This is a genomic window from Corynebacterium sp. SA-MJD20WY100 (assembly GCF_039822565.1).
GTDB lineage: Bacteria > Actinomycetota > Actinomycetes > Mycobacteriales > Mycobacteriaceae > Corynebacterium > Corynebacterium phoceense_A.
The window spans coordinates 227,005-246,739 of sequence record NZ_JBCJKS010000001.1 but is presented as its reverse complement, the minus strand read 5'-3'; the positions used below and the strand labels follow the sequence as shown (position 1 = coordinate 246,739).

At 66.8% G+C, this 19,735-nt stretch carries 15 protein-coding genes; 7 read left to right on the top strand and 8 right to left on the bottom strand.

The window, feature by feature from the left end; translation table 11 throughout:
* The first annotated feature begins 4 nt into the window (after positions 1 to 4).
* From ABJ196_RS01155 to ABJ196_RS01140, 4 genes are all read left to right on the top strand, one after another.
* A complete protein-coding gene (locus ABJ196_RS01155) occupies positions 5 to 2,722 on the top strand; it encodes a DNA polymerase III subunit gamma and tau (protein WP_347304857.1) in 2,718 nt (905 codons plus the stop codon).
* Positions 2,723 to 2,769: 47 nt separating this feature from the next.
* Entirely contained in the window at positions 2,770 to 3,147 is a 378-nt protein-coding gene (locus ABJ196_RS01150; protein ID WP_066486030.1) for a YbaB/EbfC family nucleoid-associated protein, read from the top strand.
* A 62-nt stretch (positions 3,148 to 3,209) separates the two neighbouring features.
* Entirely contained in the window at positions 3,210 to 3,869 is a 660-nt protein-coding gene (recR, locus tag ABJ196_RS01145; RefSeq protein ID WP_066513107.1) for a recombination mediator RecR, read from the top strand.
* Positions 3,870 to 4,046: 177 nt separating this feature from the next.
* Entirely contained in the window at positions 4,047 to 5,036 is a 990-nt protein-coding gene (locus ABJ196_RS01140; protein ID WP_347304856.1) for an HNH endonuclease signature motif containing protein, read from the top strand.
* Between the two features lie 48 nt (positions 5,037 to 5,084).
* On the opposite strand, the gene ABJ196_RS01135 is transcribed toward ABJ196_RS01140, so the two are convergent.
* The 6 genes from ABJ196_RS01135 to leuA form a co-directional block, all read right to left on the bottom strand.
* Positions 5,085 to 5,825, bottom strand: coding sequence for a glutamine amidotransferase (locus ABJ196_RS01135; protein ID WP_347304855.1), 741 nt, complete (start codon positions 5,823 to 5,825; stop codon positions 5,085 to 5,087).
* A complete protein-coding gene (locus ABJ196_RS01130; protein WP_347304854.1) occupies positions 5,818 to 7,092 on the bottom strand; it encodes a MurT ligase domain-containing protein in 1,275 nt (424 codons plus the stop codon). Before ABJ196_RS01130 ends, ABJ196_RS01135 begins: the two co-directional genes overlap by 8 nt.
* Positions 7,093 to 8,283 carry a DNA polymerase III subunit epsilon gene (locus ABJ196_RS01125; RefSeq protein WP_347304853.1) on the bottom strand — a complete coding sequence of 397 codons (1,191 nt, stop codon included), beginning with the start codon at positions 8,281 to 8,283 and terminating at the stop codon, positions 7,093 to 7,095. It abuts the gene before it with no gap.
* Between the two features lie 58 nt (positions 8,284 to 8,341).
* Positions 8,342 to 10,642 (bottom strand): hypothetical protein, encoded by a 2,301-nt coding sequence (locus ABJ196_RS01120; RefSeq protein WP_347304852.1) that lies wholly within the window; start codon positions 10,640 to 10,642, stop codon positions 8,342 to 8,344.
* A 135-nt stretch (positions 10,643 to 10,777) separates the two neighbouring features.
* Positions 10,778 to 11,635 (bottom strand): hypothetical protein, encoded by an 858-nt coding sequence (locus ABJ196_RS01115; RefSeq protein WP_347304851.1) that lies wholly within the window; start codon positions 11,633 to 11,635, stop codon positions 10,778 to 10,780.
* A 53-nt stretch (positions 11,636 to 11,688) separates the two neighbouring features.
* Positions 11,689 to 13,506 carry a 2-isopropylmalate synthase gene (gene leuA, locus ABJ196_RS01110; RefSeq protein ID WP_347304850.1) on the bottom strand — a complete coding sequence of 606 codons (1,818 nt, stop codon included), beginning with the start codon at positions 13,504 to 13,506 and terminating at the stop codon, positions 11,689 to 11,691.
* A gap of 216 nt (positions 13,507 to 13,722) precedes the next feature.
* Between leuA and ABJ196_RS01105 the strand changes: the two genes are divergently transcribed.
* Entirely contained in the window at positions 13,723 to 14,802 is a 1,080-nt protein-coding gene (locus ABJ196_RS01105; RefSeq protein WP_347304849.1) for a mannosyltransferase family protein, read from the top strand.
* Here the strand turns inward: ABJ196_RS01105 and ABJ196_RS01100 are convergent.
* Positions 14,795 to 15,655: a DMT family transporter gene (locus ABJ196_RS01100; RefSeq protein ID WP_347304848.1), complete on the bottom strand. Its 861-nt coding sequence runs from the start codon at positions 15,653 to 15,655 to the stop codon at positions 14,795 to 14,797. The two genes, ABJ196_RS01105 and ABJ196_RS01100, sit on opposite strands and share 8 nt — an antisense overlap.
* Positions 15,656 to 15,836: 181 nt before the next feature.
* On the opposite strand from ABJ196_RS01100, the gene ABJ196_RS01095 reads away from it, so the two are divergent.
* Positions 15,837 to 17,102: an aspartate kinase gene (locus tag ABJ196_RS01095; RefSeq protein WP_257035552.1), complete on the top strand. Its 1,266-nt coding sequence runs from the start codon at positions 15,837 to 15,839 to the stop codon at positions 17,100 to 17,102.
* Positions 17,103 to 17,159: 57 nt separating this feature from the next.
* Positions 17,160 to 18,191, top strand: a complete 1,032-nt coding sequence (locus ABJ196_RS01090) for an aspartate-semialdehyde dehydrogenase (RefSeq protein ID WP_347304847.1) — start codon at positions 17,160 to 17,162, stop codon at positions 18,189 to 18,191.
* A gap of 65 nt (positions 18,192 to 18,256) precedes the next feature.
* Here the strand turns inward: ABJ196_RS01090 and ABJ196_RS01085 are convergent, their stop codons facing one another.
* Positions 18,257 to 19,675 carry a hypothetical protein gene (locus ABJ196_RS01085; RefSeq protein ID WP_347304846.1) on the bottom strand — a complete coding sequence of 473 codons (1,419 nt, stop codon included), beginning with the start codon at positions 19,673 to 19,675 and terminating at the stop codon, positions 18,257 to 18,259.
* Positions 19,676 to 19,735: the final 60 nt, after the last annotated feature.

Below are 19,735 nucleotides of genomic sequence, written 5' to 3'. Positions count from 1 at the left end.
AACCGTGGCTCTTTACCGGAAATATCGTCCAGCAACCTTCGCCGAGGTGGTAGGCCAAGAGCAGGTCACCCGGCCCTTGTCCACCGCGCTCGACGCGGGGCGTATTAATCACGCCTACCTGTTTTCCGGCCCGCGCGGCTGTGGCAAGACCTCCTCCGCGCGCATCATGGCCCGCTCGCTCAACTGCGAGCAAGGCCCCACCTCGACGCCCTGCGGCGTGTGCGATTCCTGTGTCTCGCTCGCGCCCGGCGGCCCCGGCAATCTGGACGTCACGGAGCTCGACGCCGCCTCGCATAACGGCGTGGACGACATGCGCGATCTGCGCGACCGCGCCTACTTCGCGCCTGCTGAGTCGCGCTACCGCATCTTCATCATCGACGAGGCCCACATGATTTCGAATGCGGGCTTCAACGCGCTGCTCAAGGTCGTCGAGGAGCCGCCGGAGCACGTCATCTTCATCTTCGCCACCACCGAGCTGGAGAAGATGCTGCCCACCATCCGTTCGCGCACGCACAACTACCCGTTCCGCCTGCTCACCCCGTCCGCGATGAAGGGCCTACTCCAGCGCACCGTCGCCGCCGAGGGCGTCACGGTCGAAGATTCCGTCTACCCCATGGTCATCTCCGCGGGCGGCGGTTCCCCGCGTGACACCCTGTCCATCCTCGACCAGCTCCTCGCTGGTGCCGGCCCCGATGGGCTCACCTACGATCTCGCGCGCCCGCTCCTCGGCATCACGGACATTTCGGTCATCGACGACGCCGTCGCCGCCCTCGCCGCCGGTGACAAGGCCGCGTTCTTCCAGCTTATCGATGCCGTCGTCGAAAGCGGCGAGGAACCCCGCCGTTTCGCTACCGATCTGCTCGACCGCCTCCGCGACTTGCTTGTGCTCCAAGCCGTGCCCGATGCCGTCGCCGCCGGCCTCGTCGCTGTGCCCGAGGATCGCGCCGAGGCCATGATCAACGAGGCCGCCGCCTTCTCCAACGCGCAGCTGGCCTACCTCGCCTCCGCGCTCAATGAGGAGCTGCCCAAGCTTCGTGGCGCCAGCTCCCCGCGCCTGCTCCTGGAAATCATGGGCGCGCGCCTGCTATCCGCCCCGGCCCCTTCCGGCGTCACGGCCGGCGTTCCCGCGGGATCCGCCGCCGCCTCGGCCGCTGGCCCCGGCGCCCCCGCGGCCTCCGTGCCGTCTGCCACCGCCGGCGCGCAGACCGGCGCCCAGGCCGGTGCCGCGCTCCTCGCCGCTCGCCGCGCCGCCTCGGCTGCGGCCGCCACTCCGCCGGCCCAGCCCGCGCCCCAACAGCCTGCTCAGCAGCAACCCGCGCAGCCGCAACAGCCCGCCCCGCGCCAGGAGCAGCAGCCAGAGCAAGCCCAGCAGCCTACGCAGCAGCGACAGGAGCCGCCGCAGCCGGAGCAGACCCAGCCCGCGGCCGAGACTCCGCAGCAGCAGACTGCCCCGGGCCCCGAGCTTCTCGAGCAGATTCGCACCTCGTGGGCCGAGCTGCGCACCGCAATTGGCCAGCGCAACAAGGTCGCCGAGATCATGCTCACCGAGGCGCGTGTCCTCGGACTGCGCGATGACACGCTCATCCTTGGCCACACGACCGGGGCGCTTGCGCACCGCATCAACGATGAGGCGAAGAACAAAGACATTGCCGCCGTCCTCGCGGAGAAGACGGGCACGACGCTGAAGGTCGAGTGCATCGTCGGCACCTCGCCCGAGGCCGCCGGCCTCCCGCCGCTCGCGCAGCCGCGCCAGGCATGGAACCCCAATCAGCCCGCCCGTGAGACGGACGACAAGGAGGCAGAGAGTCCTAACCAGCCCCAGCCTTCCGATGCCCCCTCCACCCCCGCGCCGGAGCCGTCCGTCACGCCCGGGCCGACGTCGGCATCGGGCTGGGGCGCCCCACGCCCCATCGGCGAGGAGGCGGAGTCGACGGAGTCGGCTGAGTCGCCCCAGGAGCCGGCAGAGTCATCCCCGCAGCCGACGGCCCGTAAGGGCTGGGGCTCGCCGCGACCGATCGGCGAGGAAGCACAGCCTGCCCAACAGGAGGCGCACCATCACCTGCCGCCGCGTCCCGACCCAACGCCGCACCTGCGCCGTGAGGAGGCCGCCGAGGCACACCCTCAGCAGCCGATGGCGTCGTCAGCGCCCGCGTCGCAGCAACAGCCGCAGGAAGACAAGCCCGATTGGCGCAGCCGCATCGCGCAGGCTGCGGAGTCCAAGCGCCAGGCCTACGAGGAGTGGAACAAGCACACGCCGTCGTTTAGCGACGGCGTGCCGCTGCCGCCGGACCCGGGCCCGGAGGAAGACTTCGCACCGCCGGAGTTCCTGCCGCCGGACCCCGAGGCCGGCCAGGCGCCTCCGCGTCCCGACATGCAACAGCTGCAGCAGTCGGCGCCGCAGCAGGCCCAGCCAGCTCAACCGGCCCAGACTTCCCAGCCTGCCCAACAGCAGCCGCAGCGCATGCCGCAACGACCGGCTGCAACGCAGCCGGAGTCCGCGGCGAGCGCGGCGCAGGCGCGCATGGCGGCGGCGAGGGCTCAGGCGAATGGAGGCGTGGGGGCATCGGCAAGCGAGGCAGCGCCTGGAGCACCGGTGGACCGCGACGAGGAAGAACGCATGATGGTCGAAGAAGCCCGTACCGCGGGCCAGCATGACCACCGCACCGCGATGGAAGTCGCCGTCGAGTTGCTCGAGCAAGAGCTCGGCGCGCGGCGGGCCTGACGGGTACACTGGTTCGAAGTAAAATTCACCCTACGAAAGGCATTACGATGACCACCCCGGATCCGCAGCAGCAGGGCTTCGACATGCAGGAACTCATTAACCAGGCGTCCCGCGTGCAGGCCGAGCTGGCGAAGGCGCAGGAGGAGATCCTGGCCACCAACGTCACCGGTACCGCCGGCAACGGCCTGGTCTCCATCACCATGACCGGCGGCGCGGAGCTCGTCGACCTGCAGATCGACAAGTCCATCGTGGACCCGGAGGACGTCGACACGCTCAAGGACCTCATCATCGGTGCTTACAAGGAAGCACATGCGGCAGCCGGTAGGCTGGCACAGGAGAAGATTGGCCCGCTGTCGCAGGGCATGGGCCAGTCGCAGCAGAACTATGACGGCCCGAACTTCGGCGACGTCTTCGGCCAGCAGTAAATTTGGCCCCTGAAAGCCGCGGTTCTGCCGCGGCTTTTGTGCGTTTTATATAAGGAGTTTGCGTGTTCGAAGGACCGCTACAGGACCTCATCGATGAGTTTTCGCGTCTGCCGGGAGTGGGGCCGAAGTCGGCGCAGCGTATTGCGTTCCACGTGCTGCACATGGAACCGGAGGACATCACGCGTTTGCAGGACGCGCTGGGGGCGGTGCGCGACGGTGTGACGTTCTGCCGTATTTGCTGCAATATCTCGCGCGAGGACGTGTGCCGGATTTGTATCAACTCGCAGCGTGACGCGTCGACGATTTGCGTGGTGGAGGAACCCAAGGACATCCAGGTCATCGAGCGCACGGGTGAGTACAACGGGCGTTATCACGTGCTGGGCGGGGCGCTCGACCCGCTGGCGAATATCGGGCCGAAGAACTTGAACATCGCGCAGCTGCTCCAGCGGATTGGCGGGGTGCTCGAGGACCGCGAGCTCGCGGATTCCACGCCGGAGCACCCGCTTTACGATGCCGCCCCCGACATCAAGGAGGTCATCCTCGCCACCGATCCCAATACGGAGGGTGAGGCGACGGCGTCCTACCTCGTGCGGTTGCTGCGGGACTTCCCGGATTTGAAGATCACGCGACTAGCGTCGGGTATGCCGCTGGGCGGGGACTTGGAGTTTGTGGATGAGTTGACGTTGTCGCGTGCGCTGTCGGGGCGTCTGGCTGTGCGGTAGTTGTGAGGGCCTGTCCGCGTGCGCGCGACAGAATACAGGAATCCTGGGTGGGGTGCCAGGATCCCGCCGCGCAGCCTGTGGATAACTAGTTTTGTCGTTATGGTTATCCACAGATTGTGACGCTGTGCTGGGGCGTGCCATTGCGCGGGGTTGACAAGGCTTCGTAGCGTGTGAGGCATGACAACTTCTCTCATCGACGACTACAAGCGCCACAACGTCGACTCTCTCAAGTCCGTGCGCGGGATGACGCGCAAGCAGCTGTGGGATGCGGGCATTAACAACATTGATGCGTCGCTGTTCTTGCGGTTGGCTAAGGTGTACTGGGAGTCGGGCCATGCGCGTATTGACGAGGCGCGGGCGGCTGCGCGTGCGCGCAACCACGGGTTGCGGGTGCTGGAGAAGATCGAGAATTTGGCACAGAAATCCGATAGGCCGAATGACCTGCGGGTGATTTTGTGTGGCACGCTCGAAGGCGAGCTGGAGAAAGTCGCGGCCAAACACATCACAAAGCCGAAGCCGGTCAACGAGGCGTCAGTGGCGTTTGGCAAGGACGGGCGCAACCGGCTGATTGTGCGCTCGGATGAGGGGTGGCTCATGGACTTTATCAATGGGCTACCCGGCGTGGCTGAGGGCGGCCTGGAGGCGGTCTATGAGGGCTTGAAGCTGCATGCGGCGGGTGAGGCGAAGCTCGCGGCGCCGCGGAAGATGTTGCATATTATTGTGCCGTTGCCTGTGATGGCGCAGTTGATTCAGGGCAATACGGAAGACATTAGGGTCCGGGCGTTGGATGGGACGTGGCGTACGGGCGAGGACATTATGGCTGAGTTGCTGGAGGGCATTGGGCTGGCGACGTTTGTTAACGCCCGCAATGAGCCGGTGAAGCAGTATCGGTTGCAGCGGTACTTTAGCGCGGCGCAGAAGGAGTTGGCCGCGGCGGTGCAGCATGTGTGTCAGGATCCGGAGTGTCACCGGCCGTTTAACTTGTTGCAGGCGGACCATCTGCTGGCGTGGTCGAAGGGTGGGGAGACGAATATCGACAACATCCTCATGCTCTGCGAGTATCACAACATGAAGAAACGGGATGGGGACGTCTATTACAAAGACGCCGAGGGCAGGTTCTGGAAGCGCCGGGAGTTCGGGCCGGATCTGCCCTGCACCAATAACTAGAAAAACCACGAAACCCGCCCCGAGGGGCGGGCACTTCGGCATGCCGTTTTACGCCAGGCGCTCAGATCGCAGGCGATCGACAGCCGGAATGTCGAGCGGGCCGAGCTTCTCGACGGTGGTGTCCATCGCCTTCGCGAGCAGGATGTCCGCGAGCTGCGGGTTGCGGGCGAGCGCTGGGCCGTGCATGTACGTCGCGATGACGGAGCCCTGGACTGCGCCCTCGGTGCCGACCTGGTCGGCAGAAGCACCGGCGGCGGTTGCCGCGGTGGAGTCCGTGTTGCCGTTGCCGCGCGTCACGCGCGCCAGCGGGGTCGCGTCGGGGCCGAGGATGGTCGCGCCGAGGTGATTCTCAAAGCCGGTGAGCGTATCGGTCAGGCCTGGCACGGCGCCGGTGGGCGTCGAGACAACCTCGCCGATGGCGCGCTTGGCCAGGCCGGCGGTGGTGGCATCGATAAGCTCGAGGCCGTCGACCATGCGGCCGGACGCGCGGAAGGAAGTGCCCAGCACCTGCAGGCCCGCGCAGATCGCGAGGATGGGGCGCCCAGCGTTCGCGGCGCGGGTGAGGCCGCCGTCTTTGATGAAGTGCTCCGCCGCGAGAATCTGCGCGGTATCCTCGCCGCCGCCGAGCGTGTAGAGGTCAAACGTCGAGGGGATGGGCTCGCCGAGCAGCACGCGGTGAATCTCCGCGTCGATACCGCGCATGCGGGCGCGCTGGCGCAGGACGAGCGCGTTGCCGTCGTCGCCGTAGGTGCCGAGGACGTCGGGAAGAATGAGTCCGATATTAAGCATTGTTGTCCTCCTGGTTCGCCGTGCGGAGCAAGGCCTTGCGGAGATCGCGGAACGCCGTGTAATTGGCAAGCACCTCCACGCGGCCGGGCGGGCAGGCGCGGATAGCGTCGAGCGGGTCGGGAATGAGTTCGTGCGAGATGTCGGCGTAGACGAGGCGCACGGCCAGGTCGGTGCCGCGCTCGCCGGCGGCCTTGACCGCAATCCGGTCGAAGTCTTCGAATTTCACGTCCCATAGCCAGGACAGGTCGACGCCGTCAGCGACCTGGCCATTGACGGCGATGACCACGCCGTCCGCGGTGCGGTCGACCATGGACAGCGCTTCCTGCCAGCCGGCGGGGTTCTTCGCGAGCAGCAGGCGAATCTCGTGGTCTCCGAGGTGCACGGTGGAGTAGCGGCCGGCGACGTCGTCGACGGTCTCGCACGCGCGGGTGGCGTCAGCCTGCGGGATGTCGAAGGCCTCGACGGCCGCGGCGATGGCCTGCGCTGCGTTGCCGCGGTTCGCACGGCCCGGAAGCGCCAGCTCCAGCTTGCCGATGCCCCCGTTCGCCTCCAGGCCCGCGTCCGTCACCGTGTAGCTCGGCGTCGGGCGGCGGAATTCGCGGCCGTCTTCGAGCTTCTTCACGGCGTACCAGTCGTTTTCGGTGCGCACGACGTGGCCGCCGGTGCGCGGGCAGGTGACGGAATCACCGAGCCAGCCGGCGCCGGCGGAGACCCAGATGACGTTCTTCGCGTCGTAGGCCACGGAGGTCATGAGCACGTCGTCGCAGTTGGCGATGACGAGCATGTCTGGGTGGGCCTCGACGGCGCCGCGCAGGGCGCGTTCAATCTTATTGATTTCGCCGACGCGGTCGAGCTGGTCGCGGGAGAGGTTGAGCAGCACGAGCGCCTGCGGAGTGATGTTGTCTGCGACGTGGGGGACGTGGAGCTCGTCGACCTCGAGCACGATGTGTGAGGCGTCCGGGCTCGCCAGGAGCGCGGAGATGATGCCGGCGTCCATGTTGTCGCCGCCGTCGTTCGTCGCCACGGCGAAGCGGGTGCGCAAGGCCGCGGCGAGCATGCGGGTCGTCGTAGACTTGCCGTTCGTGCCAGTGACGAGGACGGCCGGGCGTCCGCCGGCGAGTTCGCCCATGATGTGTGGGTCGATGGCTCCGGCGATGAGGCCGCCGATCATGCCGCCGGCGCCGCGACCGGTCGCACGCGAGGCGTACGTCGCGGCCTTGGCTGCGGTCTTTGCGACCGCGGTGCGAGCCTTTCCTAGGACACCCATTTAGCTCTCCTTCTTGTGGTTGTCATTGCCGCCGCCCTTGTGGCCGTTGTTGCCACCGCGACCGCGCCCGCGACGCCGGCGATTGCCACCGCGCGAGCCGCGGCGGCGCTTGCCGCCGGACTTGCCGCCCTGCGCATTGCGGGACCTCGACCGGTTATTCGCGTTGGGAATGGGGTGTTGGGACGGCGCTGCGGGCTCGGGGGCATCGGCAGGCTCGGCGACGTCCTGGAGAAGTTCGAGGAACTCCTCGTCCGTGACGAGCTCGATGTCCTTGCGGTGCGCGTGCATGGCCTTGCCCACGAGGTCGTGGCGGCGGTTGCACACGACGAGTGAGGTCTCCCGCGAGAGTTTCTCCACGTAGTTGAGCTCCGCGGTGACGCCGGCGGCGATGAGCTCGTCCGGGTCGATGCGGGTCTCGGGCGCGACGACGAACTCCATGCCCTTGCGGACCTGCTCACCGCGGTGCCAGAAGCCCGAGTTGTGGTGGAGGCGCGGGGCCTGGGCGGCGTCGACGCGGACCTCGGAGCGCTGCAGGCCGAAGCGGTCGGCGCGCAGGTCGTCCGGGGCGTAGCTCGAGTGCTCGTCCTGGGAACGGTAGAGCTCAATGAGCATCTGGGTCGCGGCGCGGGAGGTCTCGGCCTCGGGCTGGGCTGCGCGCTCGGCGGTCGCGGTGGCGTCGTGACCGGCGACGGCGGCGAGACGGATGTCGGTGAAGTCCTGCTCGGCGCGGCGAGCGGTGGCGAGCGTGTCGATGATGCGCTCGGGCGTGGGAACATGGCCCACGCGCTGACGGCGGCGGCGATTGCGGCCGCGGGAACGGTTGGCGCGGGCGGCGGCGGTCATGGCGCGGCGGGCCTCGGCGACGAGGAACCCCCACGTGTACGGGGTGTCGTGGACGATGAGGGTGCGGCCGTCGATGAGCCGATCGAGCGGCTTGAGGATTTTGGAGAACTGCTGGCCCTCGGCGTCGGCTTCGAGGCCGTGCTGGTGGCGAGGGCCGCGGTCGGTGTCGGGGTTGAGGACCGCGTGGAAGTCGCGGCCGGTCTCGCCGGCGTCGTTGAAGGTCAGGGCGTCGAGGGTGAGCAGGCGCCCGGTCGACGGATGGATGCCGGTGGTTTGGATGGTCACCGCGACATACGGGTAGTCCGCGATATCAGTGAGCCGGTCGTGCTCGCGCGGGGAATCTGTCATTGTTCCGAGTTTAACGGACGCGGACTCGAATCCCGCGCGCTACTCGCCCAGAGGTGGGTTAGGAGACGGTCTCGGTCGGGGTTTCGACGGCGAGTTCCTGCGGGGTGTTTTCGACTGCGGGTGTCGGCTCGAGAACTGCGGGGGTCTTCGTGGCGGGGTCCTCGATGACCTTGGGCGTGGTGACCTCAGCGGTGGGTTCATCCGTGGTGGTTGCCGTGTCGGAGCCGCCGTCGAAGATTGGAATGATGATGCAGTTAACGATGAAGCCCACGATGCTCGTGTCGCATCGGTTCGTGCCGGAGTTCCTGTCCGCGGTGTTGGCGGCCGTGGTGGTCGTCGTGGCGGGCGTGGTCTCCGTCGTGGGCTGTGCGCTCGTGGCGGGTGCCGTGGTGGTCGTCGTGGCGGGCGTGGCGGGCGCAGTTGCGGTGACGGTGGTGGTCGCGGTGGCCTTCGCCGTGGTCGGTGCAACAGTGGTGGTCGGCGTGACGGCCGAGGTCGGGGCGGTGGTGGTCGTGGATTCGGCAGGGGACGGCGTGGGGGCGTCCGTCGGCTCGGCTGCCGTCGTAGTCGTGGTCGCCGTCGCGGGGGCCGCGGCGGTGGTCGTGGTCGTTTCAGGCGTGACGAAGTCGAACGCCCACCCGCTGTTGTCGTCGATCGTAATGACGGTGTTGGACTCGGCCTTGGTGTCCTTGACCTGGGCGGTGGAGGTGGGCGTGGGGTTGGCGAGAGTCTTGTCAGCGGGGTTCACGACGCTGGCGGAGGGCAGCGGGGACGCAGTCGCGGGGGTAGAGGCCGCAGTCGTGGTGGTCGGGCTGGCTGCCGCGGTGGTGGACGGGGCGTCCTTGGCGAGAATGAGGTTGTCGTCGCGCGTAAGGCGGCGCAGTTCGTCCAGCGAGATGCCGGAGTTGGTGTCGGGGCGGGCGCCCTGGTTGGCCACGGTCGGGTTGACGGCGGCCGGTGCGGTGCCGGTCGAGTTGGTACCCGTGGCGGTGGCGCCGGCCGCAGAGCGCTGGGCGGTCTCAGCGTCGCCCTGGCGTGAGGTGTCGTTCGCCGCGGTAGAGCGTGCTGCGCGCGTGGTGGCCTCGCGGGTGGAACCCTGGCCTGCGGTGCGGTCGCCGTCCGTGCGGGCCGAGGAGTCGGAGCGCGTGGAGTCGGCAGACGAGCCTGCGCGGGAGGATGTGGAGGCCTGTGCGTCGGTGTCTACGGCGCCGTCGTCGACGGCATCGCGCGCGGAGCTGGCGGTGGAGGGGCCGGACGCGACGGTGAGGGGGGCATCGGAAGACTGGTCGTTGATGATGTTGTTCGTCGCGACGCCCAGGCCACCCACGGTGACGATGGCGGTCGAGGCGGCGGCGATGGCCTGGAGGCTCACGCCCGAGGCGGCGGCCGTGGTCGCGGCGGTCGTCGTGGCAGTTGACGCGGCTGCGGAGGAGGTGGTGGCGGATGCGCCGGTGGTGGAGGTCGCGGACGTCGAGCCCGTGGCGGAAGAGCCCAGCGAGGTCACGGAGGCGAGCGTGGCGCCGGCGGAGGCGCCGGTTGCGGCGGTGCCGGCGCCGCCGGTGAAGAAGCCCGTCATGGGGACGGCGGCCTCGGCGCGCGCGGCAGCGGCGGCGGAGAGGACCATGCCGGTCGTGGCGGCGGTGCCTGCGATGGCGGCGAAGGGCTTGCGAGCGGGTGTTTCTGCGTCGGCGTAGATGGTCAGGGTCGGGTGACCCTCGTTGTACTTGTAGTAGCCGCGCGCGACGGAGACGAGACCGGAGTGGTCGTAGGAAATGATGGCATCGGCAAGCTGGAGCGCGTCATCGCGCCGAAGGGTACCGATGAAGACGCCGTCGACGTAGGCCGACACGGAGCGACGGCCGAGGAAACGGCGGGCGCGCAGCGTGACGAGGAAGTGCTGGGGTTCGCGCGGGTAGGACGCCAGCGACATGGGAATGCCCTGGACGGGAATGCCGACGCCGCCGTCGAGCAAGGCCCAGCGGACGGCGGGCGGGTTGTTCGCCGGCACGCACAGGCCGGGAGCGGGAAGGACGACGGAGGCGAGCGGCCAGCCGTTGTCGTCGAGCGTCAGGCGCGCGGAGACCTCAGGGGACAGTCCGGCACCGAGGAGCCAGTCGAGCTCCGTGTACTCCGCGGAGTCCTGCGCGTCGATGGTGCCGATTTGGACGCCGTCGTGGCGGACGGTGAGACCAACAGAGTCATCCGCAGACGCGGCGGGGGTGCCTAAGATAACGGAGACGGTTCGCACGTCTGCGGAGCCGAGAAGACCGGCGAAGACGTCGGCGTCGATACCGTTGATGGGCAGAGTGTGGGCAGCACCAAAGCCGTGGTCGGGGACCACATACGGAGTATGACTCATAAGTTACTGCCTTTGGGTTGGTGCGTACACGACGCGGGAGAGAGGCACCGCGTCTTATCCTTTGAGACTTTACGCCAATTTTTGGGTATTATCTAATTTTTCTCAGGCTTGAAAAGCAGAAAAAACAGCTGGGTGTTATACGTAATACCACGCGGCGCCGGCGAAAACCAAGAGCAGTATAAGCGCGGCAACGAGCCACCAGATCCACGTGCGTGACGTGTCCGCGGTGGGAGTATCGAGGTCCGCGTTGCGGGGGCCTTGCGCGGCGAGGAAAGTGGTGGTCTCAAACGAGCTGGCCGCGTCCTGGTGTGGGGAGGCAGGCGAGACGTGCGTGGGGTCGAACTCGGCGGGCGCGGCGTAGACCGTGAGCGTGCGCTCGCCACGGCGCGGGGCGTAGTAGGCACGGGCGACGGCGATGACGCCACGCTCGCGGTGCGCCACGATGGTGGGGTGTAGGCGCGCGGCCGCTGCATCGGGCAGGCGCCCGGCGAGGTGATTGCCCAGGTAGACCTCGACGCCGCCATCAGGCAGGGCGCGCAGGCGGGTGAGCAGCTGCAGGCGCGAGCGCTTGTCGATGCCGATATCGTCCGGGAGGTCCATGAGCGTCACGGCGTCCGCGGGCGAGCCGGGTGGCAGGAGCGTCCAGGCTTGGGCTGGCGGATTATTCGCGGGCAGGAGAAGGCCCGGGCGGGGCAGGCGCAGGGCGGCGGAAGAGGCGAGGCCGTCGACCGTGATGCGGGCGGTGACCTCCGGGGTAAAGCCTTGGTCTAGGAGCCAATCGAGCTCGGGGTATTCGGCGCGGTCGGCGGCGGGGAGAAGGCCTAGGGGGGCATCGGCAAGCTGGGCTTGGAGCGCGTGGGGCGCGGCGTGGAGGGTGACCGGCAGGTCTTGGGTGCCGGTGAGCCGCGCGAGGGTAGGGCCATGGAGCTCGTGGAGAGCGATGGACCGGATAGCCCCCAGCCCCGTCGCAGGAATTGTGTACGTGTCCGCCATGGCGCCCCTTTCCTTTGATGTCAGGATAACCGGGGCGCTAGGCGGGGTGGAAATTACGCGAGGGCGCGGTTGACGGCGGACGTCATGGCGCGCAGCGACGCGTTGGTGGTGGACCCGGCGATGCCGACGCCCCAGATCTTGGAGCCGTTGACATCGGCGGCGACGTAGCAGGCGGCCTCGGCGTCGTCGCCGGCGGTGCGGGCCTGCTGGGAGTACTCGATGACCTCGAAGTCGATGCCGAGGGCCTCCAGCGCGTTCGCGTAGGCGGCGATGGGGCCGTTGCCGGTGCCGGTAATGGACTTCTTCTCGCCGTTGTAGATGACGTCGACGTTGAGCGTGGTGTCCGCGTCCGGGGTCTCCGCGTTCTTGATGGAGGTGGAGACCTGCTCGAGCGGGGTGGTGCGGTCCAGATACTCGGTCGCAAAGATGTCCCACATGTTCTTGGAGTTGACCTCGCCGCCCTCGGAGTCCGTGACTTCCTGGACGACGGCGGAGAACTCGCCCTGCATGGCGCGCGGCATGTTGATGCCGTGGTCCGTCTTCATGATGTAGGCGACGCCGCCCTTGCCGGACTGGGAGTTGACGCGAATGACGGCCTCGTAGTCGCGGCCCACGTCCTTCGGGTCGATGGGCAGGTACGGGACCTCCCACGTGGTCTCGCGCAGTTCGTCCCAGGAGACCTCGGTGTTGATGGCGCCGGGGCGGACCTCGTTGGCCAGGGCGTCGAGGCCCTTGTTGATGGCGTCCTGGTGGGAGCCGGAGAACGCGGTGAAGACGAGGTCGCCGCCGTAGGGGTGGCGCTCGGGCACGCGCAGCTGGTTGCAGTACTCCACCGTCTCGCGGATGGTGGGCAGGTCGGAGAAGTCGATCTGCGGGTCGACGCCCTGGGTGAGCATGTTGAGGCCCAGCGTGACCAGGTCGACGTTGCCGGTGCGCTCGCCGTTGCCGAACAGGCAGCCTTCGATGCGGTCGGCGCCGGCCAGGTAAGCCAGCTCGGCGGAGGCGACGCCGGTGCCGCGGTCGTTGTGCGGGTGCAGCGAGAGGATGATGGAGTCGCGCTTGTCCAGGTTGCGGTGCATCCACTCGATGGAGTCCGCGTAGATGTTGGGCGTGATCATCTCGACCGTGGACGGCAGGTTGATGATCATGGGGTGCTCGGGCGTGGCGTCCATGATGTCCACGACGGCGTCGCAGACCTCCTTGGCGAAAGACAGCTCGGTGCCGGTGTAGGACTCCGGGGAGTACTCCCAGCGCCAGTTGGTGTCCGGGTAGTCCGCGGCGATGGTCTTAATCAGCGTTGCGGCGTCCGTGGCCAGCTTCTTAATGGCCGCCTTGTCCTTGCGGAAGACGACGCGACGCTGCAGCTTGGACGTCGAATTGTAGAAGTGCACGATGACGTTCTTCGCGCCCGCGCAGGCCTCGAAAGTGCGACGGATGAGGTGCTCGCGCGCCTGAACGAGGACCTGGATGGTGACATCGTCCGGAATCTTGTTCTGCTCGATGATCTCGCGCACGAAGTTGAAGTCCGTCTGGGACGCGGACGGGAAGCCGACCTCGATCTCCTTGTAACCCATCTTGAGCAGCAGGTCGAACATGCGGTGCTTGCGCTGCGGGCTCATCGGGTCGATGAGTGCCTGGTTGCCGTCACGCAGGTCGACCGCGCACCACTGAGGGGCGTGGGTGATTTTCTTCGACGGCCAGGTGCGGTCTGGCAGGTCGATGACCTCTACTTCCTGTTCGAAGGGCAGGTAGCGGTGAAACGGCATGGAGGAGCCGCGCTGCTTGTTCCAGGCGGGCTGGCCGTCGCGCGCTGGGCCAGAAGGGGTGGTGATTTCGCGGGGTGCAGAGATGTATGCGTCATTCGGGGACATGGCTTAAATCCTATCGGTTGAAAGGTGTGGGGGAGGCCGGCGTCGCAAAATATCCGCGACGGGCACCGGCCCCACAAGGATTAAGGGCCTAAATCCCGCCGCGGCCGATAAGGAGAAGGCGCGCGTTCGTCATGTGACGCAGACTACCCTACGTTTCATGCCACGGCAAGAAATCTCACGTGTTGAGATAATCGAGAACCGGGTAAAGTGCCTGGGGTGACGATCGAGGCGACAGGAACCCACGGGGGCATCGGCAAGCGCGGCTGGATGGATGCGGCGGCGCTGGCCGGCGTGCTGACGGTGCTGCGCGTGGCCGTGCTTGTGGTGCTCGCGGCGGCGAATGGCAAGCCGCTGGGGGAGCAGCTCGTAGCGTGGGACGCGCAGCACTACCTGCGGATTGCCGCCGAAGGCTACGCGCAGGAGGAATCCTTCGCCTTCTTCCCGGCGTTCCCGCTGCTGCTGCGGGTGTTGGGCGGCTCGGCGGCGGCGAGCATCGCGCTTAACGTCGTGTTGACGGTGGTGATGACCGCGGGCGTTATGGCGCTCGCGCAACGCATGGGCGCCGGGCGCGCCGGGCAGCTGGCCGCTGCGGCGGTCGTGACGAGCGCGCCCCTGTCCATCGTGTTCACCATGCCGTATACGGAGGCACTCTTTGGGGCTGTGGCGTTTTGGGCGCTCGTGGCGCTCGTCGACCGGCGGTGGCTGACCGCCGGCGCGATGATCTGTGCGCTGGGGCTCGTGCGACTCACCGCGATAACCCTGGTGGCGGCGTTCTTCGTCTACGTCGTGTGGGCCGCGCGCCGGGAGTGGCGCGCCTGGGTGGGCGTCGCGATCTCCCCGTTGGGCCTGCTGGGGTTCCTCACGTGGGCCAACGCGCACCTGCCGCGCGGCTACTTCGCGCTGCAGCGGGAGAATTGGCATTCCGAGTTCGACATGGGGATCGCCACGGCGCGCTGGGTCTGGAACACGCTCACCGCGGGCGATAACGTGGGCTATCTGCTTGCAACGTGCGTCATTATCGCAACACCCATGTGCCTGGCGCTCGCGTGGCGGCGCCTGGATCTGCCCGTGTGGCTCTTCGCGGCGGCGCTCGAGGCCAATATTTTGCTTTCCGATGGCCTCATGCACTCGCGCCCGCGCCTGCTGCTGCCCGCCGCCCTCGTGCTCATGCCGTGGGCTGTGCGCGCGGTGCGTTCTCTGCGCCCGGCGGTGGCTTGGACTCTGGTGGGCGCGTGGGCGCTCCTCGGGGCGTGGGTGAGCGCCTACATGCTGGTGGTTTTCGAGTGGGCTATTTAGCCGCGCTCTGAGCTGGCCTGGGCCCGACCGGCACGCGCGCGAGCACGATGGTCGCGAGAATCATCACCGCGAGCGCGGTGGCCATGACGGCCCAGCCCGCGGCGGAGGACACGGAGAATTTCTCGCCGAGCACCCAGTAGCTCATGCCGAAGGCGAGGATGGGCTCCGCGATGGTCATCGCGGGCAGCGAGTGCGTGAGCGGCCCGGCGTGGAAGGAATACTGCTGAACCACCGTGCCGGTGCCCGCGAGCGCGATGAGCGCGTAGAGATGCCACGAGGTGAGCAGGCTGCCGATGCCCCCGTGAGTGAGCTCCGTTGTCGCCCCCTTCGCCAGCAACGCGACGTAGCCATAGATGATGCCGCAGGCGGTGCCGAAGGCCAGCGCCCGGTATTTGTGCCACTGCACGCCCGCGATGGCCAAGCCGATGAGCAGGACCGCGCCGACGAGGAGGGCTGGCCACCAGTCCGACCACGTGGGATTCTCCTCGCTGGCCTGGGGGCGACCGTAGAGGACGAGGATGCCCACGGCGAGGGTGAGTGCCACGCACCAGAAAATCTCGTGGCCCGGCATGCGGCGCTTGGAGTACCACGCGGATAAAGGCAGCGTGAACATGAGGGAGAGTACGAGCACGGGCTGCACGACGAGGAGGGTGCCGAAAGCGAGCGCGACGAGTTGGAGGGCATAGGCAAGCACAGCAGCGCCGGTGCCTACCCACCACAACGGATTGCCCATGGCGGTGCGCATGACCGCGCCGGAGGCCTCGAGCGCGATACGGTGGCGGATGACGGTGCCCCATGCGACAACGATCGCCGACGCCAAGGCGAAGAAGACGGCGATGACGTTGTGTAACACCCGCCCCACGCTACCCTATCCACAGGCCGCGTCCGGTGTGACGCATTTATATACACGTCATGTTTCTAATCACGCGGGAAAACGTTAGTCTGGAGAAGTTGACTACTAGGCAACAGGTATTCGTGGTGCTCACACGCCGCGGACGCGAGGAATTCGAGTTAGGAAGGCGGCAGGAGTTTCAGTGGCCCTGATCGTACAGAAATACGGTGGTTCGTCCCTCGAGAGCGCCGAGCGCATTCGCGCCGTCGCGGAGCGCATTGTGGCGACGAAGAAGCAGGGCAACGACGTCGTCGTGGTCTGCTCCGCCATGGGTGATACCACCGACGACCTGCTGGACCTCGCGGCGCAGGTCAACCCCGTCCCGCCGCAGCGCGAGATGGACATGCTGCTCACCGCCGGCGAGCGCATCTCCAATGCGCTCGTCGCCATGGCCGTCGAGTCCCTCGGCGCGCACGCGCAGTCGTTCACCGGCTCGCAGGCGGGCGTGCTCACCACCGAGCGCCACGGCAACGCGCGCATTGTCGACGTGACGCCGGGCCGTATTACGGAAGCCCTCGAAGCGGGCCAGATCTGCATCGTCGCCGGCTTCCAGGGCGTCAACAAGGACACGCGCGACGTCACGACGCTGGGCCGTGGCGGTTCCGATACCACCGCGGTCGCGCTGGCCGCCGCCCTGAACGCCGACGTCTGCGAGATCTACTCCGACGTCGATGGCGTGTACACGGCCGACCCGCGCATCGTGCCCAACGCCCGCAAGCTGGAGAAGCTCTCCTTCGAGGAGATGCTCGAGATGGCGGCCGTCGGTTCCAAGATTCTCGTCCTGCGCAGCGTCGAGTACGCCCGCGCATTCAACGTTCCCTTGCGAGTTCGCTCGTCTTATTCAAATGACCCCGGCACGCTCATTGCCGGTTCGATGGAGGATATTCCCGTGGAAGAAGCAGTACTGACTGGTGTCGCTACCGATAACTCTGAGGCTAAGGTGACGGTGCTGGGCATCCCGGACCGCCCGGGCGAGGCCGCCAAGGTCTTCCGCGCCCTCGCGGATGCCGAGATCAACATCGACATGGTGCTCCAGAACGTCTCCTCCCTGGAGAACGGCACCACGGACATCACCTTTACCTGCCCACGCGCTGACGGCCCGCGCGCGATGGAGCTGCTCACCAAGCTCAAGGCCGAGGGCGGCTGGACTAACATCCTGTACGACGACCAGGTGGGCAAGGTCTCCCTCGTCGGCGCCGGCATGAAGTCCCACCCGGGTGTCACCGCAGACTTCACCGAGGCCCTGCGCGACGTGGACGTCAACATGGAGCTCATCTCCACCTCGGAGATCCGCATTTCTGTGCTCACCCGCGAATCGGACCTGGACAAGGCCGCCCAGGCCCTGCACGAGAAGTTCCAGCTCGGCGGCGACGACGTTGCCACTGTCTACGCTGGTACCGGCCGCTAATCTACCCCTCGCTCGCGCCCGCCACACGCGCGGGCAACCTTCAAGGAGAATTTTTCAATGACCACCATCGCAGTTGTAGGCGCCACCGGCCAGGTCGGCCGCGTCATGCGTTCCATCCTCGAAGAGCGTAACTTCCCGGCAGACAAGGTCCGCTTCTTCGCCTCCGCGCGCTCGGCGGGCCAGGAGCTCTCGTTCCGCGGCGAGAATATCGTTGTGGAAGACCTCGCCGAGGTCACCGAGGAGTCCGTCGCCGACGTCGACATCGCGCTGTTTTCCGCAGGCGGCGGCACTTCTAAGCAGTGGTCCCCGGTCTTCGCGGCCGCCGGCGCCACCGTCGTCGATAACTCCTCTGCGTTCCGCAAGGATCCCGAGGTCCCGCTCATCGTCTCCGAGGTCAACCCGCAGGAGGCGAAGAACCCGCCGAAGGGGATTATCGCGAACCCGAACTGCACGACCATGGCCGCCATGCCGGTGCTCAAGGTGCTTGACGATGCCGCCGGGCTGCAGCGCCTGCACATCTCCTCCTACCAGGCAGTCTCCGGTTCCGGATTGGCCGGCGTGGAGACGCTGGCCAAGCAGGTCGCTGAGGTCGGCGACCGCAACGTCGAGCTCGCTCACGACGGCTCCGTGCTCGCCCCGGAGGAGCTCGGTCCCTACGTCGCGCCCATCGCGTACAACGCGCTGCCGTTCGCGGGCAACCTCGTCGACGACGGCTCCGAGGAGACCGACGAGGAGCAGAAGCTGCGCAACGAGTCTCGCAAGATTCTGGGCATTCCGGAACTGCGCGTCTCCGGTACCTGCGTGCGCATACCGGTCTTTACCGGCCACACGCTGACCATCCACGCTGAGTTCGACAAGGCCATCACCCCGGACCAGGCCCGCGCATTGCTTGCCGATGCTCCCGGCGTCAAGGTCGTCGACGTTCCCACCCCGCTGGCCGCTACCGGCATCGACGAGTCCCTGGTCGGCCGCATTCGCCAGGACCAGTCCGTGGACGACAACAAGGGTCTGATCCTCGTCGTCTCCGGTGATAATCTGCGCAAGGGCGCAGCCCTGAACACGATTCAGATCGCGGAGCTGCTCGTCTAAGCTCGCATATCGAATGGCGAAGGCCGCGGTCCCTGTGGGACCGCGGCCTTTGCTATAGGGGATGATTAGTGAGTGGCAGGTTTGTTGCCGTGCGCAGCGCCGAAGTCGAGGTCATCGGGCGTGACTGAATTGGAGCTGGCGGTGGAGGGGGCATCGGAAGGCGCGGTGTCGACGGCAACCGGCTTGGTGTGCTGCACATAGGTGACAGCGGGCTCCGGCTCTTCGCGGTCGTAATCCAGATCTGCGTCGGCCTCAAGCTCCTCGTGGATTTCGTCAGCGACGATGGCGACGAATTCGCCGGTGTCCACGTTAGAGGCAGCGGCCAGCTTGGACAGCTCGCGCTCATTCTTCTTGGTGAAGCGCTTGCGCGGGTCGAGACGGCGCTGGACCAAGACGCGGGCGCGCAGGCGACGCTTGGTTTCCTTGCGCATCGGGCCCAAGTTCTTCAGCCAGTAGGCCGAGAGCACAACAATCATCAGGATGCCCAAGTAGCCGAGAATCGGGTAGACGAGGGCGACCAAGTCCTTGAAGCCGACGAAGGACAGGCCGAAACCGATGATGCAGGATGTGGCATAGACCGGGTAGAAGCGCTTGGGGTTGTTGCGCGTCAGACGCTTGCCCAGGGCGTAGAACATGCCGATGGCGGTGTTGAAGACCATGCCGTAGATGACGAAGGTCATGAAATAGCCCAGCGCGGGGTTGATGCCGTTGATGAGCTCAAGCACCGGCATGTCCGCGTGCATGACCTGCGGAGCGGTGATGTAGAGCGCGACGACGAGCAGCGTCATCATGACGAAGAACACGACGCCGCCCAGCGCGCCGCCGAGGCCAACGGCGCGGTTATCCAGGAAGTTGCCGCCGATGACGATGGACATAGAGACCGCCGTCATGACCGTCAGGCCGGTGTAGTTCAGGGAGGAAATCCACCAGGAAGGCAGCGGGGACTCAACGTTGGCGGACGCGTAGTCGTTCATCGCGGAGAAGTCAATGTCGTGCGTGGCGATAGTGTAAATCGTGGTGCCGAGAACGAAGAGAATGATGAACGGGGTGATAAGGCCGATAACGGTCGTGACGCGGTCCACGTCGAGCAGGCCGACGAGCAAGACGAGGATGAGCATGATCACGGCGCCGACCCAGATGGGGACGGCGGGGAACTGCTGCGCAATATTCGAACCGCCACCGGCGAACATGACAAAGCCGATGGAAAAGAGCGTCACAATGGTCGCCCAGTCGAGGATCTTGGAGATGAGCGGATTCGAGACTTCATCGAAGACGGCGGTGTGCTCGTTTGCTTGAAAGTAAGAACCAAGCTGGAGGGTTGCGACACCGGTGATGAGCACGAGCAGCGCCGTGAGGGCGACACCAGCAAGGCCCCAGTTGCCGAAGGCGACAAAGTATTGCAGTGCCTCTTGGCCGGAAGCGAAACCCGCACCAACGATGACACCGATGAACGCCATGGAGATTGCCATTGCGCGTTTAAACATGAGGGTGTTTCTCTCTATCTCATACGTGCCGGGGCCAGCGTTCTAGTGGTTGCGGATCCG

Coding starts and splice junctions, on each gene's coding strand:
- ABJ196_RS01125 (WP_347304853.1), bottom strand. CDS start 8,283: ATGACAGATTCCCCGCGCGAGCACGACCGGCTCACTGATATCGCGGAC.
- ABJ196_RS01135 (WP_347304855.1), bottom strand. CDS start 5,825: ATGCTTAATATCGGACTCATTCTTCCCGACGTCCTCGGCACCTACGGC.
- ABJ196_RS01150 (WP_066486030.1), top strand. CDS start 2,770: ATGACCACCCCGGATCCGCAGCAGCAGGGCTTCGACATGCAGGAACTC.
- ABJ196_RS01090 (WP_347304847.1), top strand. CDS start 17,160: ATGACCACCATCGCAGTTGTAGGCGCCACCGGCCAGGTCGGCCGCGTC.
- ABJ196_RS01140 (WP_347304856.1), top strand. CDS start 4,047: ATGACAACTTCTCTCATCGACGACTACAAGCGCCACAACGTCGACTCT.
- ABJ196_RS01085 (WP_347304846.1), bottom strand. CDS start 19,675: ATGTTTAAACGCGCAATGGCAATCTCCATGGCGTTCATCGGTGTCATC.
- leuA (WP_347304850.1), bottom strand. CDS start 13,506: ATGTCCCCGAATGACGCATACATCTCTGCACCCCGCGAAATCACCACC.
- ABJ196_RS01120 (WP_347304852.1), bottom strand. CDS start 10,642: ATGAGTCATACTCCGTATGTGGTCCCCGACCACGGCTTTGGTGCTGCC.
- ABJ196_RS01130 (WP_347304854.1), bottom strand. CDS start 7,092: ATGGGTGTCCTAGGAAAGGCTCGCACCGCGGTCGCAAAGACCGCAGCC.
- ABJ196_RS01115 (WP_347304851.1), bottom strand. CDS start 11,635: ATGGCGGACACGTACACAATTCCTGCGACGGGGCTGGGGGCTATCCGG.